At 71.9% G+C, this 22,416-nt stretch carries 19 protein-coding genes; 11 read left to right on the top strand and 8 right to left on the bottom strand.

The annotated features are described in order from the left end of the window. Positions 1-252: hypothetical protein (locus ACFVWY_RS13575; RefSeq protein ID WP_389870906.1), on the bottom strand; the 252-nt coding region annotated here is incomplete at its 3' end. A gap of 176 nt (positions 253-428) precedes the next feature. Between ACFVWY_RS13575 and ACFVWY_RS13570 the strand changes: the two genes are divergently transcribed. The 7 genes from ACFVWY_RS13570 (at position 429) to ACFVWY_RS13540 (ending at position 9,112) form a co-directional block, all read left to right on the top strand. Continuing rightward, positions 429-2,216: an amino acid adenylation domain-containing protein gene (locus tag ACFVWY_RS13570; RefSeq protein ID WP_389870903.1), complete on the top strand. Its 1,788-nt coding sequence runs from the start codon at positions 429-431 to the stop codon at positions 2,214-2,216. Then, positions 2,213-3,535 carry a cytochrome P450 gene (locus ACFVWY_RS13565; protein ID WP_389870901.1) on the top strand — a complete coding sequence of 441 codons (1,323 nt, stop codon included), beginning with the start codon at positions 2,213-2,215 and terminating at the stop codon, positions 3,533-3,535. The genes ACFVWY_RS13570 and ACFVWY_RS13565 overlap by 4 nt, the downstream gene beginning before the upstream one ends. A 3-nt stretch (positions 3,536-3,538) precedes the next feature. Next, the gene (locus tag ACFVWY_RS13560; protein WP_389870898.1) at positions 3,539-4,306 is read left to right on the top strand and encodes a thioesterase II family protein; all 768 of its coding nucleotides are present in this window, start codon (positions 3,539-3,541) and stop codon (positions 4,304-4,306) included. 366 nt (positions 4,307-4,672) lie between these two features. Next, positions 4,673-6,085, top strand: a complete 1,413-nt coding sequence (locus ACFVWY_RS13555; protein ID WP_389870896.1) for a family 2B encapsulin nanocompartment shell protein — start codon at positions 4,673-4,675, stop codon at positions 6,083-6,085. A gap of 104 nt (positions 6,086-6,189) precedes the next feature. Beyond that, positions 6,190-7,473 (top strand): family 2 encapsulin nanocompartment cargo protein terpene cyclase, encoded by a 1,284-nt coding sequence (locus tag ACFVWY_RS13550; protein WP_389870893.1) that lies wholly within the window; start codon positions 6,190-6,192, stop codon positions 7,471-7,473. Between the two features lie 17 nt (positions 7,474-7,490). Beyond that, positions 7,491-8,366: a geranyl diphosphate 2-C-methyltransferase gene (locus ACFVWY_RS13545; RefSeq protein ID WP_389870890.1), complete on the top strand. Its 876-nt coding sequence runs from the start codon at positions 7,491-7,493 to the stop codon at positions 8,364-8,366. Between the two features lie 368 nt (positions 8,367-8,734). Next, on the top strand, positions 8,735-9,112 hold the full coding sequence (locus ACFVWY_RS13540; RefSeq protein WP_389870887.1) for an SH3 domain-containing protein: 378 nt from the start codon (positions 8,735-8,737) through the stop codon (positions 9,110-9,112). An 87-nt stretch (positions 9,113-9,199) separates the two neighbouring features. On the opposite strand, the gene ACFVWY_RS13535 is transcribed toward ACFVWY_RS13540, so the two are convergent. The 7 genes from ACFVWY_RS13535 to ACFVWY_RS13505 all read right to left on the bottom strand — a co-directional run bounded on the left by ACFVWY_RS13535 (position 9,200) and on the right by ACFVWY_RS13505 (position 17,522). After that, positions 9,200-10,720 (bottom strand): hypothetical protein, encoded by a 1,521-nt coding sequence (locus tag ACFVWY_RS13535; protein WP_389870886.1) that lies wholly within the window; start codon positions 10,718-10,720, stop codon positions 9,200-9,202. Positions 10,721-11,026: 306 nt separating this feature from the next. Then, positions 11,027-11,380: a monovalent cation/H(+) antiporter subunit G gene (gene mnhG, locus ACFVWY_RS13530; protein WP_389870883.1), complete on the bottom strand. Its 354-nt coding sequence runs from the start codon at positions 11,378-11,380 to the stop codon at positions 11,027-11,029. After that, entirely contained in the window at positions 11,377-11,721 is a 345-nt protein-coding gene (locus tag ACFVWY_RS13525) for a monovalent cation/H+ antiporter complex subunit F (protein WP_389870880.1), read from the bottom strand. The genes mnhG and ACFVWY_RS13525 overlap by 4 nt, the downstream gene beginning before the upstream one ends. Then, complete coding sequence (locus ACFVWY_RS13520) at positions 11,718-12,341, bottom strand: Na+/H+ antiporter subunit E (RefSeq protein WP_389870878.1); 624 nt, start codon at positions 12,339-12,341, stop codon at positions 11,718-11,720. Before ACFVWY_RS13520 ends, ACFVWY_RS13525 begins: the two co-directional genes overlap by 4 nt. Further along, the gene (locus ACFVWY_RS13515) at positions 12,338-13,996 is read right to left on the bottom strand and encodes a Na+/H+ antiporter subunit D (protein WP_389870875.1); all 1,659 of its coding nucleotides are present in this window, start codon (positions 13,994-13,996) and stop codon (positions 12,338-12,340) included. The genes ACFVWY_RS13520 and ACFVWY_RS13515 overlap by 4 nt, the downstream gene beginning before the upstream one ends. Further along, positions 13,993-14,598, bottom strand: coding sequence for a Na(+)/H(+) antiporter subunit C (locus ACFVWY_RS13510; protein ID WP_389870872.1), 606 nt, complete (start codon positions 14,596-14,598; stop codon positions 13,993-13,995). Before ACFVWY_RS13510 ends, ACFVWY_RS13515 begins: the two co-directional genes overlap by 4 nt. Then, complete coding sequence (locus ACFVWY_RS13505) at positions 14,595-17,522, bottom strand: Na+/H+ antiporter subunit A (RefSeq protein ID WP_389870869.1); 2,928 nt, start codon at positions 17,520-17,522, stop codon at positions 14,595-14,597. The genes ACFVWY_RS13510 and ACFVWY_RS13505 overlap by 4 nt, the downstream gene beginning before the upstream one ends. 497 nt (positions 17,523-18,019) lie before the next feature. On the opposite strand from ACFVWY_RS13505, the gene ACFVWY_RS13500 reads away from it, so the two are divergent. The 4 genes from ACFVWY_RS13500 to ACFVWY_RS13485 are packed head-to-tail and all read left to right on the top strand — an operon-like array spanning position 18,020 to position 22,400. Continuing rightward, the gene (locus ACFVWY_RS13500) at positions 18,020-20,989 is read left to right on the top strand and encodes a nitrate- and nitrite sensing domain-containing protein (RefSeq protein WP_389870866.1); all 2,970 of its coding nucleotides are present in this window, start codon (positions 18,020-18,022) and stop codon (positions 20,987-20,989) included. Next, a complete protein-coding gene (locus ACFVWY_RS13495; protein WP_389870864.1) occupies positions 20,986-21,423 on the top strand; it encodes a roadblock/LC7 domain-containing protein in 438 nt (145 codons plus the stop codon). Before ACFVWY_RS13500 ends, ACFVWY_RS13495 begins: the two co-directional genes overlap by 4 nt. A gap of 44 nt (positions 21,424-21,467) precedes the next feature. Continuing rightward, the gene (locus tag ACFVWY_RS13490; protein WP_389870945.1) at positions 21,468-21,824 is read left to right on the top strand and encodes a DUF742 domain-containing protein; all 357 of its coding nucleotides are present in this window, start codon (positions 21,468-21,470) and stop codon (positions 21,822-21,824) included. Positions 21,825-21,830: 6 nt separating this feature from the next. Continuing rightward, a complete protein-coding gene (locus ACFVWY_RS13485; protein ID WP_389870862.1) occupies positions 21,831-22,400 on the top strand; it encodes an ATP/GTP-binding protein in 570 nt (189 codons plus the stop codon). Positions 22,401-22,416: the final 16 nt, after the last annotated feature.

The following is a 22,416-nucleotide window of genomic DNA, read 5'->3' as shown; positions in this document are numbered from 1 at the left end:
TAGCTTCATCCATTCATAGGCAGTGATACGAACGCCGGATACACCGACCGACATATCAACCTCACAAAGAGACCTCATTGCAGGCTCGGCAATCCGCCCCTTCGGGTACGTGGCGACTGCCGAGGCGATGTTTTGTGCCTTGATTCCACCGGATTTCCCTAGCCCTTCCCCTGCTGTTCCAGAAGAATGTGCGTGCGGTGTGCCCGCAGTAATGCACACGCCGGGCGAGCCGTCCCCGATGAACCAGAACACGGAGCGCCTTCGTGTTCGTTCGCGGCGGGGCAGCGGGGCGGAACAGCACCATCACGGTCGCCGGGGCCCGTACGGCTCATCGGGCGATCGTCACCATGGCACCGACAGCACGGATTTCCCCCACGGAAGGTCCCGGTCACCCGGGAGAACAACCGATCGGAATGGGAGTACCCCGCGTGAGGACCTTGGACCGCATCGTGGCCCGACAGGCCGCCGCCTCTCCGGACCGCATCGCGGTCGACGCGCCGGACGCACAGCTCACCTACGCCGCCCTGGAAGCGCGGTCGGACCGGCTCGCCCACCGGCTGCGCGCGCTGCGAGGAGACGACGACCGCCCTGTCGGGGTCTGTCTGGAACGATCGGCGACGCTGATCGTCTCCCTCCTCGCGGTGCTGAAGGCCGGTCGCGGCTATCTGGCCCTGGACCCCCGGCAGCCGCCCCAGCGCCTGGCGGAACTGCTGCGGGACGCCGGGTGCGACCTCGTGATCACCCAGCGCGCTCTCGTCGGCCGGATCGGCACGGACGTAACCACCCTGGTCGTGGACGCCCCGGCGGACGACCCGGCGGGCGATCCGGACGGCGAGGGCGCGGCCAGAGCAGTCCCCCGTCCCGCCACCACCGGATCGAGTACGGCGTACATCGCCTACACCTCCGGTTCCACCGGCCGTCCCAAAGGCGTGTGCACACCGCACCGGGCGGTGATCCGTCTGGTACTGGGCAACCGTGCCCTTCCCCTCCGGGCCGACGACGTCTTCCTCCAGTTCGCCCCGGCGGCCTTCGACGCCTCCACCCTGGAGATATGGGGACCGCTTCTCAACGGCGGGCGCCTGGTCGTCGCGCCTCCCGGCGATCTCTCCCCGGCGGAGATCAGCGCGCTCGTCCGCAAGGAGGGCGTCACCGTCCTCTGGCTCACCGCTGGCCTGTTCCACGCGATGGTCGAGTCCGGAACCGCCGACCTGTCCGGGGTGAGGTATCTGCTGGCCGGCGGGGACACGCTGTCGCCCGGCCACGTCGACCGCGCGCTGCGCGAGCTGCCGGGCACCACCCTGGTGAACGGCTACGGTCCCACCGAGAACACCACGTTCACGACCTGTCACCCGCTCACCGCCGCGACGGGGGGTGGCACCGTACCCATCGGCCGCCCCATCGACCACACCGCGGTGCATGTCCTGGACGAGCGCCTGGCCCCGGTGCCCGACGGCGAGGTGGGAGAGCTGTACGCCAGCGGTCTCGGCCTGGCGCACGGGTATCTCCACCACGCGGGCCAGACCGCCGAGAGGTTCGTGGCGAACCCCTTCGGGCCACCGGGCGAACGCATGTACCGCACCGGCGATCTGGTGAGCCGCAGGCCCGACGGTGTCCTCCTCTTCCACGGCAGGGCCGACGACCAGGTGAAGATCCGTGGCTTCCGCGTCGAACCCAGCGAGGTGGAGACGGCGCTGCGCCGTCACCCGGAGATCACCGACGCGGCCGTCGCCGTCCGGGGCAAGCCCGGCGCGGACCGTCACCTGGCGGCCTTCTACGTCGGCAGCCAGGCACTGCCGGCCGGTGAACTGCGCCACCATCTCGGGGCGCTGCTCCCGGACCACATGATCCCCGCGGCCTTCGTACGCCTGGACCCACTGCCGCTGACCGCCAGCGGCAAGGTGGACCGGGCGGCCCTCGCCGATGTCTCCCTTCCCGGCCGCCCCGAGCTGAGCACGCCCTACCGCGGACCGGACGACGGCGTCGAGGGCTGGCTCGCCGAACTGTGGGCCGATCTCCTGGAGTTGTCCGAGGTGGGTGTCGACGACGACTTCTTCGAGCTGGGCGGCCACTCGCTGATGGCGGCCCGGATCACCAGCGAGATCAGCGTCGAGTACGACGTGACGGTCCCCGCGCTGACGTTCTACCAGCGCCCGACGGTCTGCGAACTCGCGGAGTTCATCACTGCCGCGAGGCGGGAAACAGAGGCGCGGGTATGAGGATCACGGTACCCGGACCGGAGCCGCGCGGGACGGACCTCGACGCGGTGGACCTCCTCGACGGCTCTCTCTACACCGACGGCGATCCCCATGCCGTCTGGACCGACATGCGCCGACGGGCCCCCGTGCACCAGCAGGTCGTCCCGGACGGCCGCGCGTTCTGGTCCGTCACGCGCTACCGGGACGTGAACGACGTACTGCGCGACCACACCCGGTTCACCTCGCGGCGCGGAACGCTGCTCTCCGTCCTGGGCGCGGAGGATCCCGCGGCCGACAAGATGATGGCGGCCAGCGACCCGCCCGTCCACAGCATGATGCGCGAACCGATGAACAAGGTGCTGTCACACCGCTCCCTGGTCTCTCGCGGCCCCGGCATCCGACGCGTGGTGCACCGCCTCCTGGCCCCTCTTCTCGACGGTGGCGTCTGGGACGCGGGGCGAGCGGGAGCGGGCTTCCCGATGGCGTTCACCGGAACGCTGATGGGCCTGCCGGAGGCCGACTGGCCGCAGCTGACCCGGCTCACCACGACCGCCATCGCCCCCGACGACGTCGACTACCGCCACAGCGAGGGCCACGGCACACTGACCGCCGCCCATCACGAACTGTTCTCCTACTTCTCCGCGGTGGTCCGCCGCAGGATCCGGTTCGGCGGCCCCGGCCCGGAGGAGGACCTGATCGACTTCCTCATCCGGATGGAGAGCGGGAACCGCAGGCTGCATCATGACGAGATCGTCTACAACTGCTACAGCCTGCTGCTCGGCGCCAACGTCACCACGCCGCACGCACTGGCGGGCACGGTGCAGGCGCTGATCGACCATCCCGGCGAGTACCGCAGGCTGACCGCCGATCCCTCGCTCGTCGGAAGCTGCGTGGAGGAGGGACTGCGCTGGACCTCGCCCGCCAACCACTTCATGCGCCATGCCGTGAAGGACACCGAGGTCGCCGGCACCCTCGTACGCGAGGGGGACGCGGTGGTGGCCTGGCTGGGGTCGGCCAACCGCGACGAGCGGGTCTTCCCCGACCCCTTCCGCTTCGACATCACCCGCACCCCGAACCGTCATGTGGCCTTCGGCTTCGGACCCCACTACTGCATCGGCGCGCCACTGGCCCGCATCGCCCTTCAGCTGGCCTTCACCGAAATCGCCGAGCTGGTCGAGGAGTTCCGGTCCGCGGGGCCGGTGGAGCACCTGGCGTCCAACTTCGTGGCCGGCGTCAAGAGCATGCCCGTCACGGCGCGGCTGCGGCCCGGCGCCGCCCCGGTCCTGTCACGGGCCCTCGCCTCCGCCGGACCCATACCCCTGTCCACTGACCGGAGGTGACAGATGAACGCGTCCCGACGACGGGGCCGGTTCCTGCTGCGGGATCCGCAGGACGGGGCCTCGGCACGGCTGTTCTGCTTCCCCTACTCAGGGCTCGGCGCTTCCATGTACAACAAGTGGCCGCGGCGGGTGGGCGATGTCGAGTTCTGCCTCATCCAGCTCCCGGGCCGGGAGAACCGGATCCCGGAACCGCACTACGGCACCTACGACTCCCTGGCCGGGCAGGTGGCCGAGTATCTCCTGCCCCATCTGGACCGGCCCTTCGGCTTCTTCGGCCACTGCGGCGGAGCCCTGCCCGCCTTCGCCACCGCCCTCCACCTGGCGCGCCACGGCATGCCCAGCCCCGAGGTCCTCTACGTCTCCTCCCAGGTCTCCCCGCACGACGGACCCTACGGGCGGTTCCTGGGCATGACCGATGCCGAGCTGTCCGAGGAACTGACGCAGCTGACCCTGGCCATGGGCGGTCGTCCGCAACCCGACATGATCGAGATCAGCCTCAAGGTCCTGCGGGCCGATCTCGACGCCAACCAGCAGTACCACCTGGACGAACCGGTCGTCCTGCCTTCGGTCGTCCACGCGATCGGATGGCGGGACGACCGGGAGATCCCGCCCCGTCTGATGGCAGGCTGGTCCGCCTACGCCGAACCTGACCGATTCCGTCGGACGGTCCTCCCCGGCGGGCACCATGCCTTCCTGCGCCCGCCCGACGAGCTTCCCCTGCTCCTGGCCGAAGGGCTGGCCAGCACCCGCACGTCCGGCCCGGAAGGCTGAGGCCGGGCCGGAACCGCGACGGACTCCGGACCCGCCTCGCCCGGGTTCTTCACGGGACATTCGAGTCACGCACACGGCCGCACCCTTCCCGACCTGCGGATCAGGTACGGAGGGGTGCGGTCGCGTGCCCGGGGCCTCCCCGGGGATATCGGGCCGGAACATGCCGTTACTCGAACAAACATCACGCGGACACGATCATCGTATCGAGTTAATGTCGACGGCTTTTCTTGCTTCGGAGGGCGAAGCGGCTATTAGTGTTCCCCTGGATCTGGACGGATTCCCTTCCAGATACCCCTTTTCCCTCCCAATACCCAATGGCGTCCGCATACGTGCGTGCCCTCGCCCTCAGCAAGGGGAGCTTGCCCGATGACGGTTGGATCGAGCCCGGAAGCACGGCCGGAGCTGCCCCGGCAGTCCAGTCTGGGCACGGCGGCTGCCCGCAATCTCGCCACCACCACCAAGTCCGCCCCGCAGATGCAGGAGATCACCTCCCGCTGGCTGCTGCGGATGCTCCCCTGGGTGGAGACCAAGGGCGGGACGTACCGGGTGAACCGACGCCTGAGCTACACGGTCGGCGACGGGACCGTGCAGTTCGTGCAGGAGGGCGCCCGGGTCAGGGTGGTCCCCCGCGCACTCGGTGAACTGGCCCTGCTGCGCGGCTTCGACGACGAGGAGGCGCTGGCGGCACTCGCCGACCGGTGTGTCCAGCGCGACGTCCGGGCGGGCGAGAGGCTGGCCGAGCACGGCGCCCCCGCGGACCGGCTCCATCTGATCGCCCACGGCCGTGTCACCCAGACCTCCCCCGGCGCGTACGGCGACGAGGTCACCCTGGACGTACTCGCCGATGGCGACCGGTTCGGGGAGAGCGCCCTGCTGGACGAGGACGCCCGCTGGGCGCAGACCGTCACCGCCGAGACCCCGGGCACCCTGCTCACCCTGTCACGCGCCGACTTCACGGCCGTGTGCTCCAGGGCTCCGGGCCTGCGGACCCATCTCGAAGCGTTCTCCTCGCTCTCCCGCAAACGGCAGAACCACCGCGGCGAGGCGGAGATCGCCATGTCGGCCGGGCACGTCGGCGAGCCCCCACTGCCCGGCGCTTTCGTCGACTACGAGCTGAAGCCGCGCGCGTACGAACTCTCGGTCGCCCAGACCGTGCTGCGCGTCCACACGAGGGTCGCCGACCTCTACAACGGGCCGATGGACCAGACCGAGGAGCAGCTCAGGCTCACCATCGAGGCGCTGCGCGAGCGCCAGGAGCACGAGCTGGTCAACAACCGGGAGTTCGGCCTGCTCCACAACGCCGACTTCAAGCAGCGCATCCAGACCCGTTCCGGACCGCCGACCCCGGACGATCTGGACGAACTCCTCTGCCGGCGCCGTGGTTCCAGGTTCTTCCTCGCGCACCCCCGGACGATCGCGGCGATCGGGCGCGAGTTCAACGCGCGCGGAATCTACCCGGACCACATCGATCTCGGCGGCCAGCAGGTCCCCGCCTGGCGCGGGGTTCCGATCCTGCCCTGCGACAAGATCCCCGTCACGCCGGAGAAGACCAGCTCGATCCTCGTCATGCGTACCGGCGAGGAGAAGCAGGGCGTCATCGGGCTGCACCGGACCGGACTGCCGGACGAGTACGAACCGGGCCTGTCGGTCCGCTTCATGGGCATCGACGAGAAGGCCATGACGTCCTACCTCGTCAGCACCTACTACTCCGCCGCGATCCTCGTGCCGGACGCGGTCGGCGTCCTGGAGAACGTGCAGATCGCCCGCTGGCCCAAGTAACGGCCCCGGCCCGGACACCTTCGTGCGGCACCCCGGCCCCCGGGGGAGTCGCGCATGCCGTCAGGGCCTCAAGCCGGCCGCCCCACCCCACCAAGGAGCCATCGATGCCCGCGCCCGAGCTGCCACCGCCCCAGACGAGCCTGCCGGAGGCCGCGTCCCGGTTCGGGGCGCACGTACTCGCCGCCGCCACGGCCCACGCCCGCGGCACCCAGGCCACCGCGGACGCGCCTTCCCTCCCCGCCTCGCCTTCCCTTCCCGTCGCGCCTTCCGCCGAGGTGCCGGACGTGTCCACCGGGCTGCTGGAGCGGGTCCTGCGGGGCCCGAGCGGTCTGGGCACGGCGAGCCTGCGGCTGACCCTGCCGGGCGGTGAGCAGGATCCGGGTACGCGCACGGGTCCGGGGGCGACCGAGGGCACGCCCGTACCCGGCCTCTACTACCACCCGGTGCCGGAACCCGACCCGGCACGGGTCGAAGAGGTCAGCCGACGGATCAAGTCCTGGGCGATGGACGAGATCTCCCTCTACCCCGACGACTGGGAGGAGGAGTTCGACGGCTTCTCCGTCGGCCGCTACATGGTCGGCTGCCACCCGGACGCGCCCAGCGTCGACCACCTGATGCTCGCCACCCGCCTGATGGTGGCCGAGAACGCGGTGGACGACTGCTACTGCGAGGACCACGGGGGTTCGCCCGACGGCCTCGGCGAACGCCTCCTGCTCGCACACACCGCCCTCGACCCCCTGCACACGACCGAGGAGTACCAGCCTCAGTGGGGGAAGTCGCTCCACGCGGACGCGCCCCGTCGCGCCTACCGCTCCGCCATGGAGTACTTCGTCCGCGCGGCCAGCCCCTCGCAGGCGGACCGGCTCCGGCACGACATGGCCCGTCTGCACATGGGGTACCTCGCCGAGGCGGCCTGGGCCCAGATGGACCACGTGCCGGAGGTGTGGGAATACCTGGCGATGCGCCAGTTCAACAACTTCCGCCCCTGCCCGACCATCACCGACACGGTCGGTGGCTATGAACTGCCCGCGGACCTGCACGCCCAGGCCGCCATGCAGAAGGTCATCGCGCTCGCGGGCAACGCGACGACCATCGTGAACGACCTGTACTCGTACACCAAGGAGCTCAGCACTCCCGGCCGGCACCTGAACCTGCCGGTGGTGATCGCCGAGCGCGAGGACCTCTCCGACCGGGAGGCCTATCTGAAGTCGGTCGAGGTCCACAACGACCTCATGCACGCCTTCGAGCGCGAAGCCGCGGCCCTGGCCGCCGACTGTCCCGTACCGCACGTACAGCGGTTCCTGCGGGGCGTGGCCGCGTGGGTCGACGGCAACCACAACTGGCACCAGTCCAACACCTATCGCTACAGCCTGCCCGATTTCTGGTAAAGAGAATGGATTCACCCGTGACCAACACCGAACTCACCGCCGCTCCCCTGAGCATCCCCAACCCGGCGACGCCGTACCAGGGGGACATCGCCCGCTACTGGGACGGGGAGGCCAGGCCCGTGAACCTGCGCCTCGGCGCTGTCGACGGCCTCTACCACCACCACTACGGCATCGGTGAGGTCGACCACGCCGCCCTCGGTACACCCGAGGACAGTGAGAGGGAGAAGAAGCTGATCGCGGAGCTCCACCGGCTGGAGTCGGCACAGGCCGACTTCCTCCTGGGACACCTCGGCGAGATCGGGAGTGACGACACCCTGGTGGACGCGGGCTGTGGACGCGGCGGCTCGATGGTGATGGCGCACCAGCGCTTCGGGTGCAAGGTCGAGGGGGTCACGCTGTCGGCCAAGCAGGCCGAATTCGCCAACGGCCGGGCACGTGAACTCGGTTTCCAGGACCACGTCCGCGCCCGCGTCTGCAACATGCTCAGTATGCCGTTCGAGACCGGTTCGGCCGCGGCGTCGTGGAACAACGAGTCGAGCATGTACGTCGATCTGCACGACCTCTTCGCCGAGCACTCCCGGGTCCTCTCGGTGGGCGGACGCTACGTGACCGTCACCGGCTGCTGGAACCCGCGGTACGGCCAGCCCTCGAAGTGGGTCTCGCAGATCAACGCGCACTTCGAGTGCAACATCCACTCGCGCCGGGAGTACCTGCGCGCCATGGCCGACAACCGCCTCGTGCCGCAGGCCGTCATCGACCTCACCCCGAGCACGCTTCCCTACTGGGAGCTGCGGGCCACGTCCTCGCTGGTCACGGGGATCGAGGAGGCGTTCATCAACTCGTACAGGGACGGGTCCTTCCAGTACGTCCTCATCGCGGCCGACCGGGTCTGACCCGCGTCCGGCCCATCGGCGGCCGAAAGGGCCCGCTCCGGCACCGACGTGCCGGGGTGGGCCCTTCCCCTTGCCCGCGCGCCGGGGTGCACCTGCCGCGGGACTCGGTGCGGACGGCCCCGTGTCCGTCCCTGTTCCCCTCCTCGTCCCCGTCCCCGTCCCCGTCCGCGCCCGTGTCCATCTGCGTGTCCGGGACAGGACGCGTCCGTGCCGGTTGTGCTGGCCGGACAGCGGCCGACCAGCTCGGGACCGTCCGGGACAACGGCTTCCTGTTGCCGGGCCGGAACCGGCGATCGCAGACTCCATAGCGCCTGGCCGGCTCGACTGCGGCGGGTACCTCTGCACCCCATTCACCAGGGAGCGAAATCATGCGTGTACGTCGTGTTCTGAGCGGCGCCTGTGCGGGCGCCGCACTCGTGCTCGGCAGCATCGCGGTACCGGCCGCCCAGGCCGGGACGGCCGACGCGGCCGCGGTCACCTGTGGCAACGCGTACTGGCCGCACACCAACAAGGACGACGGTTCCGGCAAGGTGTCCACGTCCGGCAGCGCGGCCGTGCACACCGGCCCCTACGGCGACTGCACGACGGTGGGCTACGTCAGCAACGGCGCCAAGGTCTCCTACGACTGCTTCTCCGCGAACGACTACGGGAACAAGTGGACGTGGATCCGCGACAACAACGGCAGCAGCCTCGGCTGGATCTACGGCGCGTACCTGGATGACGGCGGAGCCACCACGCGCTGCTGACCGGGTAGAGGGGGCGGTCCTGGTCCGGCAGGAGGCACGCCGGACCGGGGTCGCCTCCGCCGTGGTGGCGGGGACCGGGAAGCGCCGTCAGGACCGGCTCGGCCCGAAGGGGCAGGTGAGCGGGAGGACGCGTTCGCTGAGGTGCCCGGTGAGGTGGGTGTCGGTGAGGACGGCGTCGGTGAGCCAGTCGGTCGCGGTCAGCCGCTCGGTCGCGTGCTGGAGTTCCTCCGGATCCACCGGAACATGGGCGGTCAGCGTGTCCAGGGCGATGCCCCGGCCCTCGGGGCCGAGGCGTCCCGACGCGTCGGTCCGGCTGGCCAGTGTCAGGGCGAACAGCCGGGTGCCCGCGGTGGCCTTGGACTTGCGGAGCTTCTTCTCCGAGACGACCCTCTGGGCCCAGCCGGAGAGTTTGGGCCGCATCTTCCTGCCGAAGGTGAACGGACGCTCCCCGTCCCGGGGCGCCAGGGAGGGGACGGTGATGGGTGTGGCGTTCTCCGGCCGGGAGGCGAGCAGGTCGGCGACCGTCCCGGAAAGGCCCAGCCAGCCGCAGCCCGTCAGCTGCTCGACCAGTTCCCCGGGGTCGGTCAGGCCCAGCATGGCGAGGTCCTGGCCCACGAGGTTGCCGGTGCCGGTGTGCGCGGTGCGCAGGGTCAGCATCAGAACCAGCAGCCGGGCCTCAGCTCCGGGCAGGGGGGCGTTGTCGGCCACGTGGGCGAGGACGGTGCGGGCGTGCTCCCACTGCGCCGGCGCGGACAGCAGCCGGGCCACCGCCGGGCCGTCGCCGATGGCGGATCCGGTGCGGTGCTGGTGCTGGACCAGGGCGGCGGCGGCAGCCTGCTCGGCACGCTCGGCCTCCAGCCGCAGACGGGTGTCGCCGGTGGCATCGGCCCAGGCCACGAAGGCGGTCGCCTTGCGGCTGTGCAGGTCGGCCAGGAGGGCCAGGTCGGGCTCGTCGCGCTGCTGGTAGGAGCGGAAGAGGTCACCGAGCTCGACGAGTTCGTCCCGCAGGGTGAGCGGGCGCAGGTCGTACGGGATGACCCGCTGGGCGATCTTCGGCAAGGGCCGACGGTGCCGTACGCGCGAAGGACGGGAAGAGGGAACCGGGTCCGGGGCGGCGGCCTGGTGGTCGGAGAACTGCGGTGCCCCCGTGGCCGCGGGCGCCGGGCGGGCGGCGGTCCGGGGCCCGGGAGCCTGGCCCACGGCCCTGGCTCCGGGGGTGGCCGCCGCGCACCGGGCGCAGCACTCCAGCACCTGCCACCAGCGACCCTCCCGGTCGGCGAGGACGGCGAGGACGATCGCCCCGCCGCAGCGCCAGGGTTCGGCGCGCGCGGGCCGGCCGGCAGCGGGCTGGTGCGCCTGGCAGCCGTCGGCACGGCACGCGCAGTACACCCCGGGGCGGGGCGCGGGGGCGGCGCGCAGATGCGCCTTGAGATGGGCGACCGCGGCCGCGCGTCCCGCCGCCGCGGCCGGCAGGCGCTGCTCGGCACAGGCGGGGCGGCTGCACGAGACGCGTACCGCCGTACCGCTCCGGTCGGCGGGGTCCAGGCGCACCGTCCACCGGCGCCCCGGCACCCGTTCGTCCAGCTCGCTCACCACGGCCTGCGTCATCCCGATCTTCCTCACGTCCCGTGCCACCCGATGCGCGCCGCCGTCTCCCACCGTGCCGGGCAGGTTACGGTCAGCGATCCCACCGTAATCGGCACCGGAGTGAAACCTGGCGAGATTAACCCTTTCGGGCTACGGGCGTCGGGGACCGGCTCCTACGGCGTCCCGCCCGGGAGAGGCGCCCGTTTCCGGGGCCGCCGACCGGGCGCGAGGAGTCCGGCCCCACCGGTCCCGTCCGGCGGAGCGGCGGCCCCCCTCCGGCCGCTCCCCCGGCCGCTCCTCAGACCTGCGGCATGACGCCGGGCGCCGTCACTCCTCCTCCGTCAGTTGTGCGTCCAGTTCGTCGAAGAGGAGTTCGCTGTGGTCGATCTGGCCGGTGCGGTAGGCGGAGCGGGCCACCAGGTGGGCGGCCACGGGGCCGGTCATCAGCTGGAAGAAGCCGATCAGGGCGAGGGTGGCGAGGTCCATGCCGCTGCGCAGGCGCAGGGCGACCCCGGCGAGGACCAGGAGCATGCCGAGGGTCTGGGGTTTGGTGGCGGCGTGGCTGCGGGAGAGGACGTCGGGAAGGCGGAGCATCCCGATCACGCCGAGGAGGCAGATCGCCGCGCCGGTGAACACCAGGGCCGCGCCCGCCATGTCGAGGGCCTGGAGCCAGGGGTTCATCGTGGCCGCTCCTCGGTGCCAGTGCCGTTGCCGTTGCCGTTGTCCGGGGTGCGGCGCGGAGGGCGGTCGCGTACCGCGATGAAGCGGGCGATGCCGACCGAGCCGGTGAACCCGAGGACGGCCAGCACCAGCATGACCGGGAAGTAGAACGAGTCCCGGGCGAAGGCGGACTTGGCGCCGAGGCCCGCGATGATCAGGGCGGCGCACACGTCCAGCGAGATGGCCCGGTCCAGCATGGAAGGGCCTCGCTGGATGCGGACGAGGAGCGCCGCTCCGGCGATGACGATCAGTACGACGGCCGCGGTGAGCAGGGCCCGGTCGACGGTCTCCGGTGCGCTCACGCTCCGGCCTCCTTGGCGGGCGGGACCGGTGGGGGCGGGGCGGCGACGCGGGCGATCTCGTCGGCGGTGCCGAAGGCGCGCACGGTCAGCCGTTCCAGGCTCCAGACGGAGCGGCGGGCCGCGTCGAGCACGGCGGGCCGGTCCGCGTCGAGGACGTGCAGGAAGAGGGTGGCCGTGGCTCGGCGCACCTCGACGACCGATCCGCCGGGGACGTTGGACACGGCGACGGCGGTGGCCGTGAGCATCAGGTCGGAGCGGCAGCGCAGGGGTACGGCGATGACGGCGGCCCGGTGCGGGTGGTCGACGAAGATCTGCCGGGTGACGCGTACGCCGGAGGTGTACATGTCGTAGAGCAGGTATCCGGCGAGCATCAGGATGCCCCAGGGGTGCAGGCGGAGTCCGAGGTCGACGCGGGGCAGCGGGAAGGCCAGGCAGACGGCCACGGCGACGGCCACTCCGGTGAGCAGGTTGGCCCAGTTCATGCTGGACCACAGGAGCACCCAGATGAAGGTGAGCCAGGCGATCAGCGGAAGGTCGATGACCCGTCGGCGCCTGCCGAACTCGCAGGCGAAGGGCGGGAGTTCCTTACTGGTGAAGGAGAACGTGAACCGGCTTCTCATCGTCCGAGCACCGCCTGGACGTAGGGGGCGCGGGCGAGGAGTTCGGCTGCGGCGCGGTCGGTGTAGGAGGTCAGCGGTCCGGCGAACACGGTGAAGGCGAGGCCGAGCGCGACGGTCGCGGCGGTGGCCCAGGTCATCGGTCTGGGCAGTCGGGTCGTGGTGGTGACGGCGTGTCCGTGCAGGGTCGCGGCGACCGCGCGTCCGGCGGGCTGGTGGCGGGGGTGTACGGGTTCGTCGCCGGTGCCGGGGATGTCGTCGGGGCCCGCGTCGTCGGTGTCGGAGTCGTCCTCGTCGGAGCCCGCCTCCAGGACGGTGCCGTCGGCGGCCTGTCCGGGCGGGGCGGCCCGCCAGAAGGCCAGGTTCCAGACCTTGGCGGTGACGTACAGGGTGAGGAGGCTGGTCACGGCGGAACCGGTGACCAGGATCCACGCCCAGACGCCGCCGTCGGCGACCCCGGCGCGCATCAGGCCGAGCTTGCCGATGAAGCCGGAGAGCGGCGGGATGCCGGCCAGGTTCATGGCGGGTACGAAGAAGAGGAGGGCGAGCGGCGGGGCGGCGCGGGCGAGTCCGCCGATCCGGGTGAGCTCGGTGGTGCCGGACCGGCGTTCGATCATTCCGGTCACCAGGAAGAGCGTGGTCTGGACGGTGATGTGGTGGGCGACGTAGACGATCGCGCCGCCGTAGGCGTCCTGGGTGGCGAGGCCGATCCCGAAGACCATGAAACCGATGTGGCTGATGAGGGTGAAGGAGAGCAGGCGCTTCAGGTCGGTCTGGGCGACGGCGCCGAGGACGCCGATGACCATCGAGGCGAGGGCGGCGGCCATCAGCGGGTCGCCGAGCCGGTTGCCGGGGAAGAGCAGGGTCTCGGTGCGCAGCATGCAGTAGACGCCGACCTTGGTGAGCAGTCCGGCGAAGACGGCGGTGACCGGGGCGGGTGCGGTCGGGTAGGAGTCGGGGAGCCAGGCGGCGAGCGGGAAGACCGCGGCCTTGACGGCGAAGACGGTGAGCAGCATCGCCTGGATGAGGGTCTGGACGCCGAGCGGAAGGCCGGCGAGGCGGCCCGCGAGCTGTGCGAAGTTCGCGGTGCCGGTCGCCGCGTACGTCATGGCGATGGCGGTGAGGAAGAGCATCGACGAGAACAGCGAGATGATCACGTAGGTGGAGCCCGCGCGGATGCGGGGCCCGGTGCCGCCGAGGGTGAGCAGCACGAAGCTGGCGACCAGCATGATCTCGAAGCCGACGTACAGGTTGACGAGGTCGCCCGCGAGGAAGGTGCAGGAGACTCCGGCGACCAGGATCAGGTAGGCGGGGTGGAAGACCGCCACGGGGGTCTCCTCCTCGCGGTCGGCCATGCCCTGGCCGAGGGAGTAGACCAGTACGCAGAGGGTGACGGCCGAGGAGATGGTGAGCATCAGCCCGGACAGCCGGTCGGCGACCAGGGTGATGCCGAGCGGCGGCGCGAAGTCGCCGAGGTGAACGGTGAGCGGACCGCGGCTGTCGGCGACGGCCATCAGGGTGACGGAGAGTGCGAGGACGGCGGTGAGCACGGCGACGCTGACGAGGCGCTGGACCGCTTTGAGGCGGGTGCCGAAGGCGAGGCTGAGGCCGGTGGCGCAGAGCGGCAGCAGCACCGGCAGGGGGACGAGGGCGTTCATCCGGTGGCTCCCGGGTCGGTGTCTTCCGCGTGGACGAGCGGTGGCGGGTAGTCCTCGGGGTCGGCGCCCAGGATGTCGTGCCAGAGGTCGCCGGTGGCGTAGCGGCCGCGGGCCTGGAGGGCGCGGTCGGCGCGGAGGCGGGCGCGCAGGCGGCGGCGTTCGGCGCGGTAGCGGGCGCGTTCCTCGGGGGTGACGCCGGGGGCGGCGCGATAGCGCTCGCGCAGTTCGGCGCGTTCGCCCAGCACTTCGGCGCGCAGGATGATGCGGCGGTCCTCCTGGTCGTCGTGGACCTCGTCGGTGCCGGTCAGCTGGCTGCCGCGGTAGGCCATGGCGAGCAGGAAGGCGGTGGTGGCGAGGGTGATGACGATGGCGGTGAGGGCGATCGCCTGCGGGAGCGGGTCGGTGACCCGGCCGAGCGGGACGCCGTAGAGGAGCGGTTCGGCTCCGGCCCGCCCGCCCGCGGCGATGACCAGGAGGTTGATGCCGTTGCTCGCGATCACCGCGCCGAGCAGGATGCGGGTGAGCGGCCGGGTGAGCATGAGGATGCCGCCGACCGCGCAGAGTACCGAGGCGGTGGCCAGGAGGCAGGCGCTGACGGTCATCCGGGGGCGCCTTCCGTGCCGGGTGCCCCGCGGGGCGGCGGGGCACTGCCCGCCACGGCCGTCTGCTCGGCCGCCGCGCGCTCGATCTGGCGGTCGATCTTGGCGCCGAGTGCGCGGACGATGTCCAGCACCACGCCCAGGACCAGGAGGTAGACCCCGAAGTCGAAGAGGACGGGGGTGCCGATGTGGTACTCGCCGATCAGGGGCAGCCATCCGCGGTGGGTCCAGGCGTGCAGGACCGTTCCGTCGGCGAGGCCGAGCAGGGCGACGCCGGTGGAGACGGACAGGCCGAGGCCGGTGAAGAGTCCGGGCTGGAGCGGTGCGGCCTGGGCGAGTTCGAAGCGCCCGCCGGCCAGGTAGCGGATGATCAGGGCGAGTCCGGCGACGAGCCCGGCGACGAAGCCGCCGCCCGGCATGTTCTCGGCGCAGAACAGCAGGTAGACCGAGAGCACCAGGACCGGGTGGAAGAGCAGCCGGGCCACCACCTCGAAGACGACGGAGCGGTGTTCGGGCGCCAGGGTCGACCCGGCGGCGAGCCAGTCGCGTTCCGGCGCTCCTTCGTCACCCTGCGGGAGTCCGGTCATCGCGGGGGCCGTCAGCGACCACGCGGTACGGCCCCGGGGCTGGTCGGGCGGCGGGGCGGGGTCGGTGCGGCGGTGCAGGTAGAGGAGGCTGGTGACGCCGACCGCCGCGGCGGCGAGGACGGCGGACTCGCCCATGGTGTCCCAGGAGCGCAGGTCGACGAGGATGGTGGCGACCACGTCCTTCAGCCCGTGGTGAGCGACCTCCTCCACCATGGCCGCGCCCGCCGAGTCCGCCGTACGGGCGGATGCCGCGACCCACACCACCACGCCGAGCGTCGCCCCCGCGGCCAGGGCCACCGGGACGCGTCCGGCCCGCCGCCAGGTGCTGACGGTCTCCTGGAAGTGCACCGGCATCCGCCGCAGCACCAGCACGAACACGATCATCGACACCGTCTCCATGCAGAACTGGGTGAGCGCCAGGTCCGGTCCGCCCTGCACGACGAAGAGCAGCGCCGCGCCGTAGCCGGTCAGCCCGGCCAGGACCACGGCCTTCATGCGGCGGCGCACGGTGAGGCACATGAGGGCGGCGGCGCTGGTCAGTACGGCGACCGCGCCCTGGAGCGGGGCGTCCCAGAGCCGGGGGGCCGGGGCCCCCTGCCAGGGCCGGTCCACGGCGAGGACGGTGAGCTGACTGGCCAGCATCACCAGCAGGGTGGTGGCGAGGTAGACGGAGAGCGAGCCGCGCTGGACGAATCCGGTGAGCTGGAGGGAGAACCGTTCCAGTCCGAGCAGCAGATGGCCGAAGACGCTGTCGGCGGTCGGCCAGGCGATCCGCCGGGAGAGCCGGGTCACGGTGGTACGGCCCAGGAAGAGCAGCACACCGGCCGCGAGGGCGGCGGCGGAGAGCAGCAGCGCCGTCTCGAACCCGTGCCAGAGCGCGAGGTGGTACAGGTGGGCGGGCGGCCCGAAGGCGGCGGCGTACGCGGCGAAGAGCGGGTCGAGCCATCCGACGCCCGGTCCCAGCACCAGTCCGCAGAGCGCGAGCAGGGCGGGCGGTGCGAGGAAGGCCGGGCCGACGCGGTGCACCGGGGTGTCCGCGGCCCCGGGCTTGCGGGCGAAGGCGCCCCAGACGAACCGGATGGTGTACGCGACGGTCAGCGCCGAGCCCGCGACGGTGAGGCCGAGCGTCCAGCGGTCGGCGGCCGTGCCCTCCAGCAGTGCGGTGAAGGCCGCTTCCTTGGCCGCGAAGCCGAGCAGCGGGGGCAGCGCGGCCATGGAGGCGGCGGCGAGCACCGCGACCGCGCAGACGTGCGGCAGGGACCGTCCGACGCCGGAGAGCCGACGCAGGTCGCGGGTGCCCGCCGCGTGGTCGACGATGCCGGTGACGAGGAAGAGCGGGGCCTTGAACAGCGCGTGACCCAGGATCATGGCGGCGGCGGCCAGCGCGGTGTTGCGGTCACCGGCCCCGGCCAGCACGGTGAGGAAGCCGAGCTGGCTGACGGTGCCGTAGGCGAGGACGAGTTTCAGGTCGTGCAGGCGCAGCGCCCGCCAGCCGCCGAGCAGCATGGTCGCGGCTCCGAGCACGAGGACGACGGGCCGCCAGACGGGCACGTCCGCGAAGCCGGGGGCGAGCCGGGCGATGAGGTAGACCCCGGCCTTCACCATCGCGGCGGCGTGCAGATAGGCGCTGACGGGGGTGGGTGCGGCCATCGCGTTCGGCAGCCAGAGGCTGAACGGCCAGATCGCCGACTTCGACAGTGCGCCGCACAGGATCAGCACCACCGCGGCGGAGACCGCCGGGGTCGCCGCGGGCGGGTCGGCGAGGATCGCGGAGACGCGGTACGTTCCCGTCACCTGACCGATGATCAGGAAGCCGACGAGCATCGCGAGGCCGCCGAGGGTGGTCACGACGAGCGCCTGGAGCGCGGAGCGGCGGCTGTGCTTCTGCTCGCTGTCGTAGCCGATCAGCAGGTAGGAGAAGACCGTGGTCAGCTCCCAGAACACGTAGAGCGAGATCAGGTCGTCGGCCAGGACCAGCGCGAGCATGGCGCCCGCGAACGCCAGGAGGTTTCCGGCGAACCCGGCCAGCCGTGGGGTGGTGTCGCTGAAGTAGGAGGCGCAGTAGAGCAGGACGAGCGTGCCGACCCCGGCCGCGAGCAGCACCATCAGTTCGCCGAGGGCGTCGAGCCGCAGGACGACGGTGACGTCGTACGCGGGCATCCAGGGCCATGACCAGGTGACCGCGGAGCCGGAGACCGCGGTGTCCCACTGGGTGGCCGCCCACACGGTGGTGGCGGCGGGCGGCAGCGCGAGGACGACGAAGGCGCGTCGGCCCAGCGCCCGTACCAGCGGGTGCGCGAAGGCCGCCAGGACGAAGTGGCAGGCGATGAGCGCGGTCATGCGGCCCCGGGGGGCGTGTCACGCCGGTCCGGGGCAAAGGGCCGGGGCCTGGGCGATACAGAACGGACGAAGAGCACCGAATAGAGATATATCCCTCGCCGTGCTCCACCCGCACGGCGCGCCGCGCCTGTCAGCACCTGCTGGATTCGGCCACCGCCGGCTCCCGCCCCGCGGGCCGTGCGGCGAAACGGCGGGTTCCCGCCGCCCGCCGCCTGCCGGGCGTCGCGGAGCGGAAGGAGCTGCCGGGGCTACCGCCGGAGTCCGGCACCGGCTCCCCGTAACAGGAGGAACCCGTCATCTCCGGTCCCCGTGACGGCAATACGGCGGCGATACGGCACCGGGACGACGGGGCGCGGCAGGGGCAGCGGCGGGGGGCGCGGCAGAGCGGGGTCCGGAATGCGATGAGGATGTGCATGACCGGTGATGCACCAGTGAGCCCGGATTCTTTTCATTTTTTCACTGTGACTAAAATCTATCTGTCGAAGTTCTCAACGGATTTGACCAGTCCCGAGGCTGGCATCATCAAGGAGCACGCCCTGCGCACGCGCGCCTCACGGCGGACCGAGTCGACCACCATGTCGCTGCGGACAGCCCTGCTCGTTCTGGCCATCGTTCCCGGCGTCGCACTGGCCGCCCTCTGGGCCGTCACCAGTGGCCAGACCCTGCTGGACTTCCAACGCCAGGCGGCCCAGGGCCAATTGGCCGAGAAGGCCGGTCAGCCGTCCAACATCGTGTACTACAACCTGCAGCAGGAGCGTCGGCTCAGCGCCGAGGCGCTCGCCCGGCACGAGGGCGTCACCGACGAGCTCCGGCAGCAGCGCAAGAAGACCGACGAGGCCGTCAAGAGCTTCCAGTCCCTCTCCGGCGTGGGCGCCGACGACGCGCCCGCCGAGGTCCGTGACGCGGTCGGCAAGGCCCGCGAGGCCATCAACCAGCTGCCCGCCCAGCGCGCCCTCGTCGACGACGGCGGCGACGAGCAGCAGAAGGCCGTGTACCGCTACTACACGGATCTGATCGCGGTCGACCTCCAGCTCTTCGGGGCGCTCAGCCACGTCGACAACGGCCGTATCACCACGCTCTCGCAGCCGCTGGTCGACCTGTTCTGGACCAAGGAGATGATCTCCCGTTCGGACGCGCTGCTGGCACGCGGCTGGCCGGACGGGAAGCTGAGCACCACGGACCTGCGGCAGGTCCGCGAGGTGGTGTCCGGCCAGGAGCTCCAGTACTCCACCAAGGTCGTTCCCCAGCTGTCCACGGACGAACGGGCCATGTGGCAGACGATCGTGCGCAGCGAGGCGTGGAAGACCAAGACGCGGCTGGAGGGGCAGATCCTGCGTCCGGCCGAGGCCGACGCGGACGGATCGATCTCCCTCGGCGCCAAGGAGAAGACCTGGCGCGCGGCGATGGACGAGCTGGACCCGCAGATCGAGAAGCTGCTGGAACAGCGCACCGCCTCCGTGGTCGACGAGGGCAAGGGCAGCGTCATGTCGCTGCTGTTCAAGATGGCGCTGACGACGGTCGTCGGCCTGATCGCGGTGATCGCCGTCATCTGGACCACCTGGCGCCTCACCCGTAACCTCCGTCGCCGTATCGGCAGTCTGCAAGAGCGCGCCGAGGCCCTGGAGAAGTCGCTGCCGGACGTCGTCGAGCGGCTCGCCCTGGGTGAGCGGATCGACGTCGAGGCCGAGGCCCGCGCCATCGAGAACGACGCCAAGGGCGGCAAGAGCGACGAGTTGACCCAGCTCGGCGACGCGCTCAACCTGGCGCGCACCAGCGCCCTGGCGGCGGCCGTCAAGCAGGCCGACCAGCACCGCGGCTTCGAGCGGCTGCTCCAGCGGATCGCCCGCCGCACCCAGCAGCTGATCGGCCAGCAGCTGAAGAAGCTGGACGAGCTGGAGCGCAAGCACGAGGACCCCGAGGTGCTCGACGGCCTCTTCGACCTCGACCACCTCACCGCCCGGCTGCGGCGGTACGAGGAGAACCTGGTGATCCTCGCGGGCGGCTCCCCGCACCGGCGCTGGCGCAAGCCGGTTCCGCTGCTGGACGTGATGCGTTCCGCCCAGGGCGAGGTGCAGGACTACCGGCGGGTGGTGCTGGACCTGGACGGCAGCCCCTGGCTCTCCGAGCGGGCCGTCGGCCCCGTCTCCCACGTGCTCGCCGAGCTGATCGAGAACGCGCTCAGCTTCTCCCGGCCGCCCGCCCCGGTGGAGGTCAGGGCCGCCAAGGTGAGCCGCGGTCTGGCCATCGAGGTCGAGGACCGGGGCCTGGGGATGGACGAGGAGCAACTGGCGGCGGCCAACGTGCTGATGGCCAGCCCGCCCCGGATGGACGTGCTCGCCCACTCCGACGACATCCGTCTCGGCCTGTACGTGATCGCGCGCCTGGCGGACCAGCACGGTCTGCGGGTGGAGTTCCGTTCCTCGGCGTACGGCGGCACCCGCGTGGTCGTCCTCGTCCCCGACGAGCTGACCGTGCCCGAGCCGCGGACCGGTCCGGTCGGGGTGGCGAACCCCGCCCCGGCCGCGCAGCAGGCGCCGCCCGTCCCCGCGGCCCCCGAGCCCGGGGAGGCGCTGCCCACCCGCGTCCAGGGCCAGGCCCTCGCCGGGGTCACCGCGCTGAACGCGGCGGGTGCCCCGTACGCCGCCGCCGAACAGCCCCGCCCTGCGCCGGAGCAGGACCCGCTGCCCTACCCGTCCCCCGCCGACCCGTATCCGGGCCAGGAGCAGCCGTACCCGGCGCCCGGGCAGCCGGCCGCGCCGGTGCCTGGCGGGACGTACCCGGCCCCCGAAGCGCCGTACGCGACCCCCGAGGACACGTACACGGCCCCCGAAACGCCGTACGCGGCCGCCGGGGACACGTACCCGGCCCCCGAGGGCACGTACGCGGCCCCCGAAGCGCCGTACGCGGCCTCCGAAGGCGCGTACGGCACGGCCGAGCAGCCGTACATGACGGCCGCCGGGCAGTACCCCGTGGGCCAGTCGCCGTACGCGGCCGAGGAGCCGTACCCCCGTCCCCCGGCGACGTACGCGGCGCCGTACGCCGCCGGGACCGGGCCGGACCCGGCGTCCCCGCCGCAGCCCGCGCCGGAGGTCTTCCGGACCGCCTCGCTCCCGGTGTCCGAGCCCGACCACCCCGCGCCGCCGGACCCGGGCGCGGACCTCGCCCACGCCCCGGACCACGGGGCCGGGCAGCCCGCCTCCCCCGGCTCGGAGCCACCGCTGCCGCGCCGGGTCCGGCAGGCCAGCCTGGCCGATGAACTGCGGATCACCCCGGCGGGCACCCGGCCCGCCGCCCCGCAGCCGCCGGGCCGCCCGGAGAACCCGCTGCCACGCACGGAGCCCCGCCGGGCCGGTGCCGCGATCGGAGCGTTCCAGCGCCGGTCCCGGGCCGCCCGCGCGACCGACGAGGCACCGGCGCAGCCCGCACCGCCCGCCCTCCCCCTGCCCACGAGAGAAGAACGGCCATGACACGCACTACCGCCACCCACCAGGACCTCGACTGGCTGCTCGACGGCCTGGTGGACTCGGTGGCCGAGACCCAGAACGCCGTCCTGCTGTCCGACGACGGGCTCGTGGTGAGCCATTCGCGGACCATCAGCCGCCCCGACGCCGAGCGGCTGGCCGCCATCTGCACCGGCCAGCAGAGCCTGGCCCGCGGAGTCGGCCAGCTCTTCAACGGCGGCAGCGTGCACCAGGTGATCGTCGAGCTGAACGAGCTCTGGCTCTTCATCATCGCCGCCGCCCAGGGCACCCACCTCGCCGTCATCGCCTCGCAGGAGGTGGACGCCGAGATCATGTCGCTCGCCATGCACAACCTCGTGCAGCAGGTCGGCCAGAAGCTCAGCACGCCGGTCCGCGGCGAGTTCGACGCCTTCGGCACCGGGGACGGGCAGCGCGCGTGACCCCGTACTGGGAGGACGAGGCCGAGGAGGACGCGGCGGGCACGATGGTGCGTCCGTACACCATCACCCATGGCCGGACCGCTCCCGAGCGGGACGACTTCAGCCTGATCACGGTGCTGACGACCGCGCAGGACCCCCGCGACGAGCACGGCGCGCCGGTCCGGCCCGGACGGCTCCAGCCGGAACACCGGATGATCCTGGAGCGCTGCCGCCGCCCGGCAGCGGTCGCCGAGGTCTCCTCCGACCTCGGCCTCCCGGTATCGGTGACCAAGATCCTGCTGGCCGACCTCGTCGCCCAGGGCCTGCTGCTGGCCCGCGCCCCCCTCTCGGTGGCGCGGGTCGCGGGCGGCGCCACCATGGGCGTGCTCGCCGCCGTTCGTGACGGACTCCGGAGACTCTGAACCAAGATGACAAGCAGTCAGGCGGCCCCCGCCGCCGTAAAGATCCTTATCGCCGGAGGCTTCGGCGTCGGCAAGACCACCCTGGTGGGCGCCGTCAGCGAGGTCGCTCCGCTGCGCACCGAGGAGTACCTCACCAAGGCCAGCGTCGGCGTCGACGACCTGGCCGGGGTCGGCCAGAAGGACACCACCACCGTGGCGCTGGACTTCGGCCGCATCACGGTCAGTCCCGAGCTGGTGGTCTACCTCTTCGGCACCCCGGGGCAGGAACGTTTCTGGTTCATGTGGAACGACCTGGTCAACGGGGCGCTCGGCGGTGTGGTGATCGCCGACACCCGCAGGCTGGAGACGAGCTTCGCCTCGATCGACTTCTACGAGAGCCGCAGCATCCCCTTCGTGGTGGCCATCAACTGCTTCCACGGCCACAACACCCGCACCCCGGACGAGATCAGGGCCGCCCTCGATCTCGACCCGCACGTACCGCTGCTCATCGGCGACGTCCGCGAGCGGCCCTTCGGCCGGGACGTCCTGCTGGCCCTGGTGGACCACCTGATGAGCCTGCCCGCGGCGGCCGGCTGACCGCGGGCCGGTCCCG

This window comes from Streptomyces sp. NPDC058195 (assembly GCF_042883525.1).
Lineage (GTDB): Bacteria > Actinomycetota > Actinomycetes > Streptomycetales > Streptomycetaceae > Streptomyces.
Note: the sequence above shows the minus strand (reverse complement) of the source record. Positions and strands in the feature narration are given on the sequence as shown.

Coding starts and splice junctions, on each gene's coding strand:
- ACFVWY_RS13565 (WP_389870901.1), top strand. CDS start 2,213: ATGAGGATCACGGTACCCGGACCGGAGCCGCGCGGGACGGACCTCGAC.
- ACFVWY_RS13560 (WP_389870898.1), top strand. CDS start 3,539: ATGAACGCGTCCCGACGACGGGGCCGGTTCCTGCTGCGGGATCCGCAG.
- ACFVWY_RS13555 (WP_389870896.1), top strand. CDS start 4,673: ATGACGGTTGGATCGAGCCCGGAAGCACGGCCGGAGCTGCCCCGGCAG.
- ACFVWY_RS13550 (WP_389870893.1), top strand. CDS start 6,190: ATGCCCGCGCCCGAGCTGCCACCGCCCCAGACGAGCCTGCCGGAGGCC.
- ACFVWY_RS13540 (WP_389870887.1), top strand. CDS start 8,735: ATGCGTGTACGTCGTGTTCTGAGCGGCGCCTGTGCGGGCGCCGCACTC.
- ACFVWY_RS13535 (WP_389870886.1), bottom strand. CDS start 10,720: ATGACGCAGGCCGTGGTGAGCGAGCTGGACGAACGGGTGCCGGGGCGC.
- mnhG (WP_389870883.1), bottom strand. CDS start 11,380: ATGAACCCCTGGCTCCAGGCCCTCGACATGGCGGGCGCGGCCCTGGTG.
- ACFVWY_RS13520 (WP_389870878.1), bottom strand. CDS start 12,341: ATGAGAAGCCGGTTCACGTTCTCCTTCACCAGTAAGGAACTCCCGCCC.
- ACFVWY_RS13515 (WP_389870875.1), bottom strand. CDS start 13,996: ATGAACGCCCTCGTCCCCCTGCCGGTGCTGCTGCCGCTCTGCGCCACC.
- ACFVWY_RS13510 (WP_389870872.1), bottom strand. CDS start 14,598: ATGACCGTCAGCGCCTGCCTCCTGGCCACCGCCTCGGTACTCTGCGCG.
- ACFVWY_RS13505 (WP_389870869.1), bottom strand. CDS start 17,522: ATGACCGCGCTCATCGCCTGCCACTTCGTCCTGGCGGCCTTCGCGCAC.
- ACFVWY_RS13495 (WP_389870864.1), top strand. CDS start 20,986: ATGACACGCACTACCGCCACCCACCAGGACCTCGACTGGCTGCTCGAC.
- ACFVWY_RS13490 (WP_389870945.1), top strand. CDS start 21,468: ATGGTGCGTCCGTACACCATCACCCATGGCCGGACCGCTCCCGAGCGG.
- ACFVWY_RS13485 (WP_389870862.1), top strand. CDS start 21,831: ATGACAAGCAGTCAGGCGGCCCCCGCCGCCGTAAAGATCCTTATCGCC.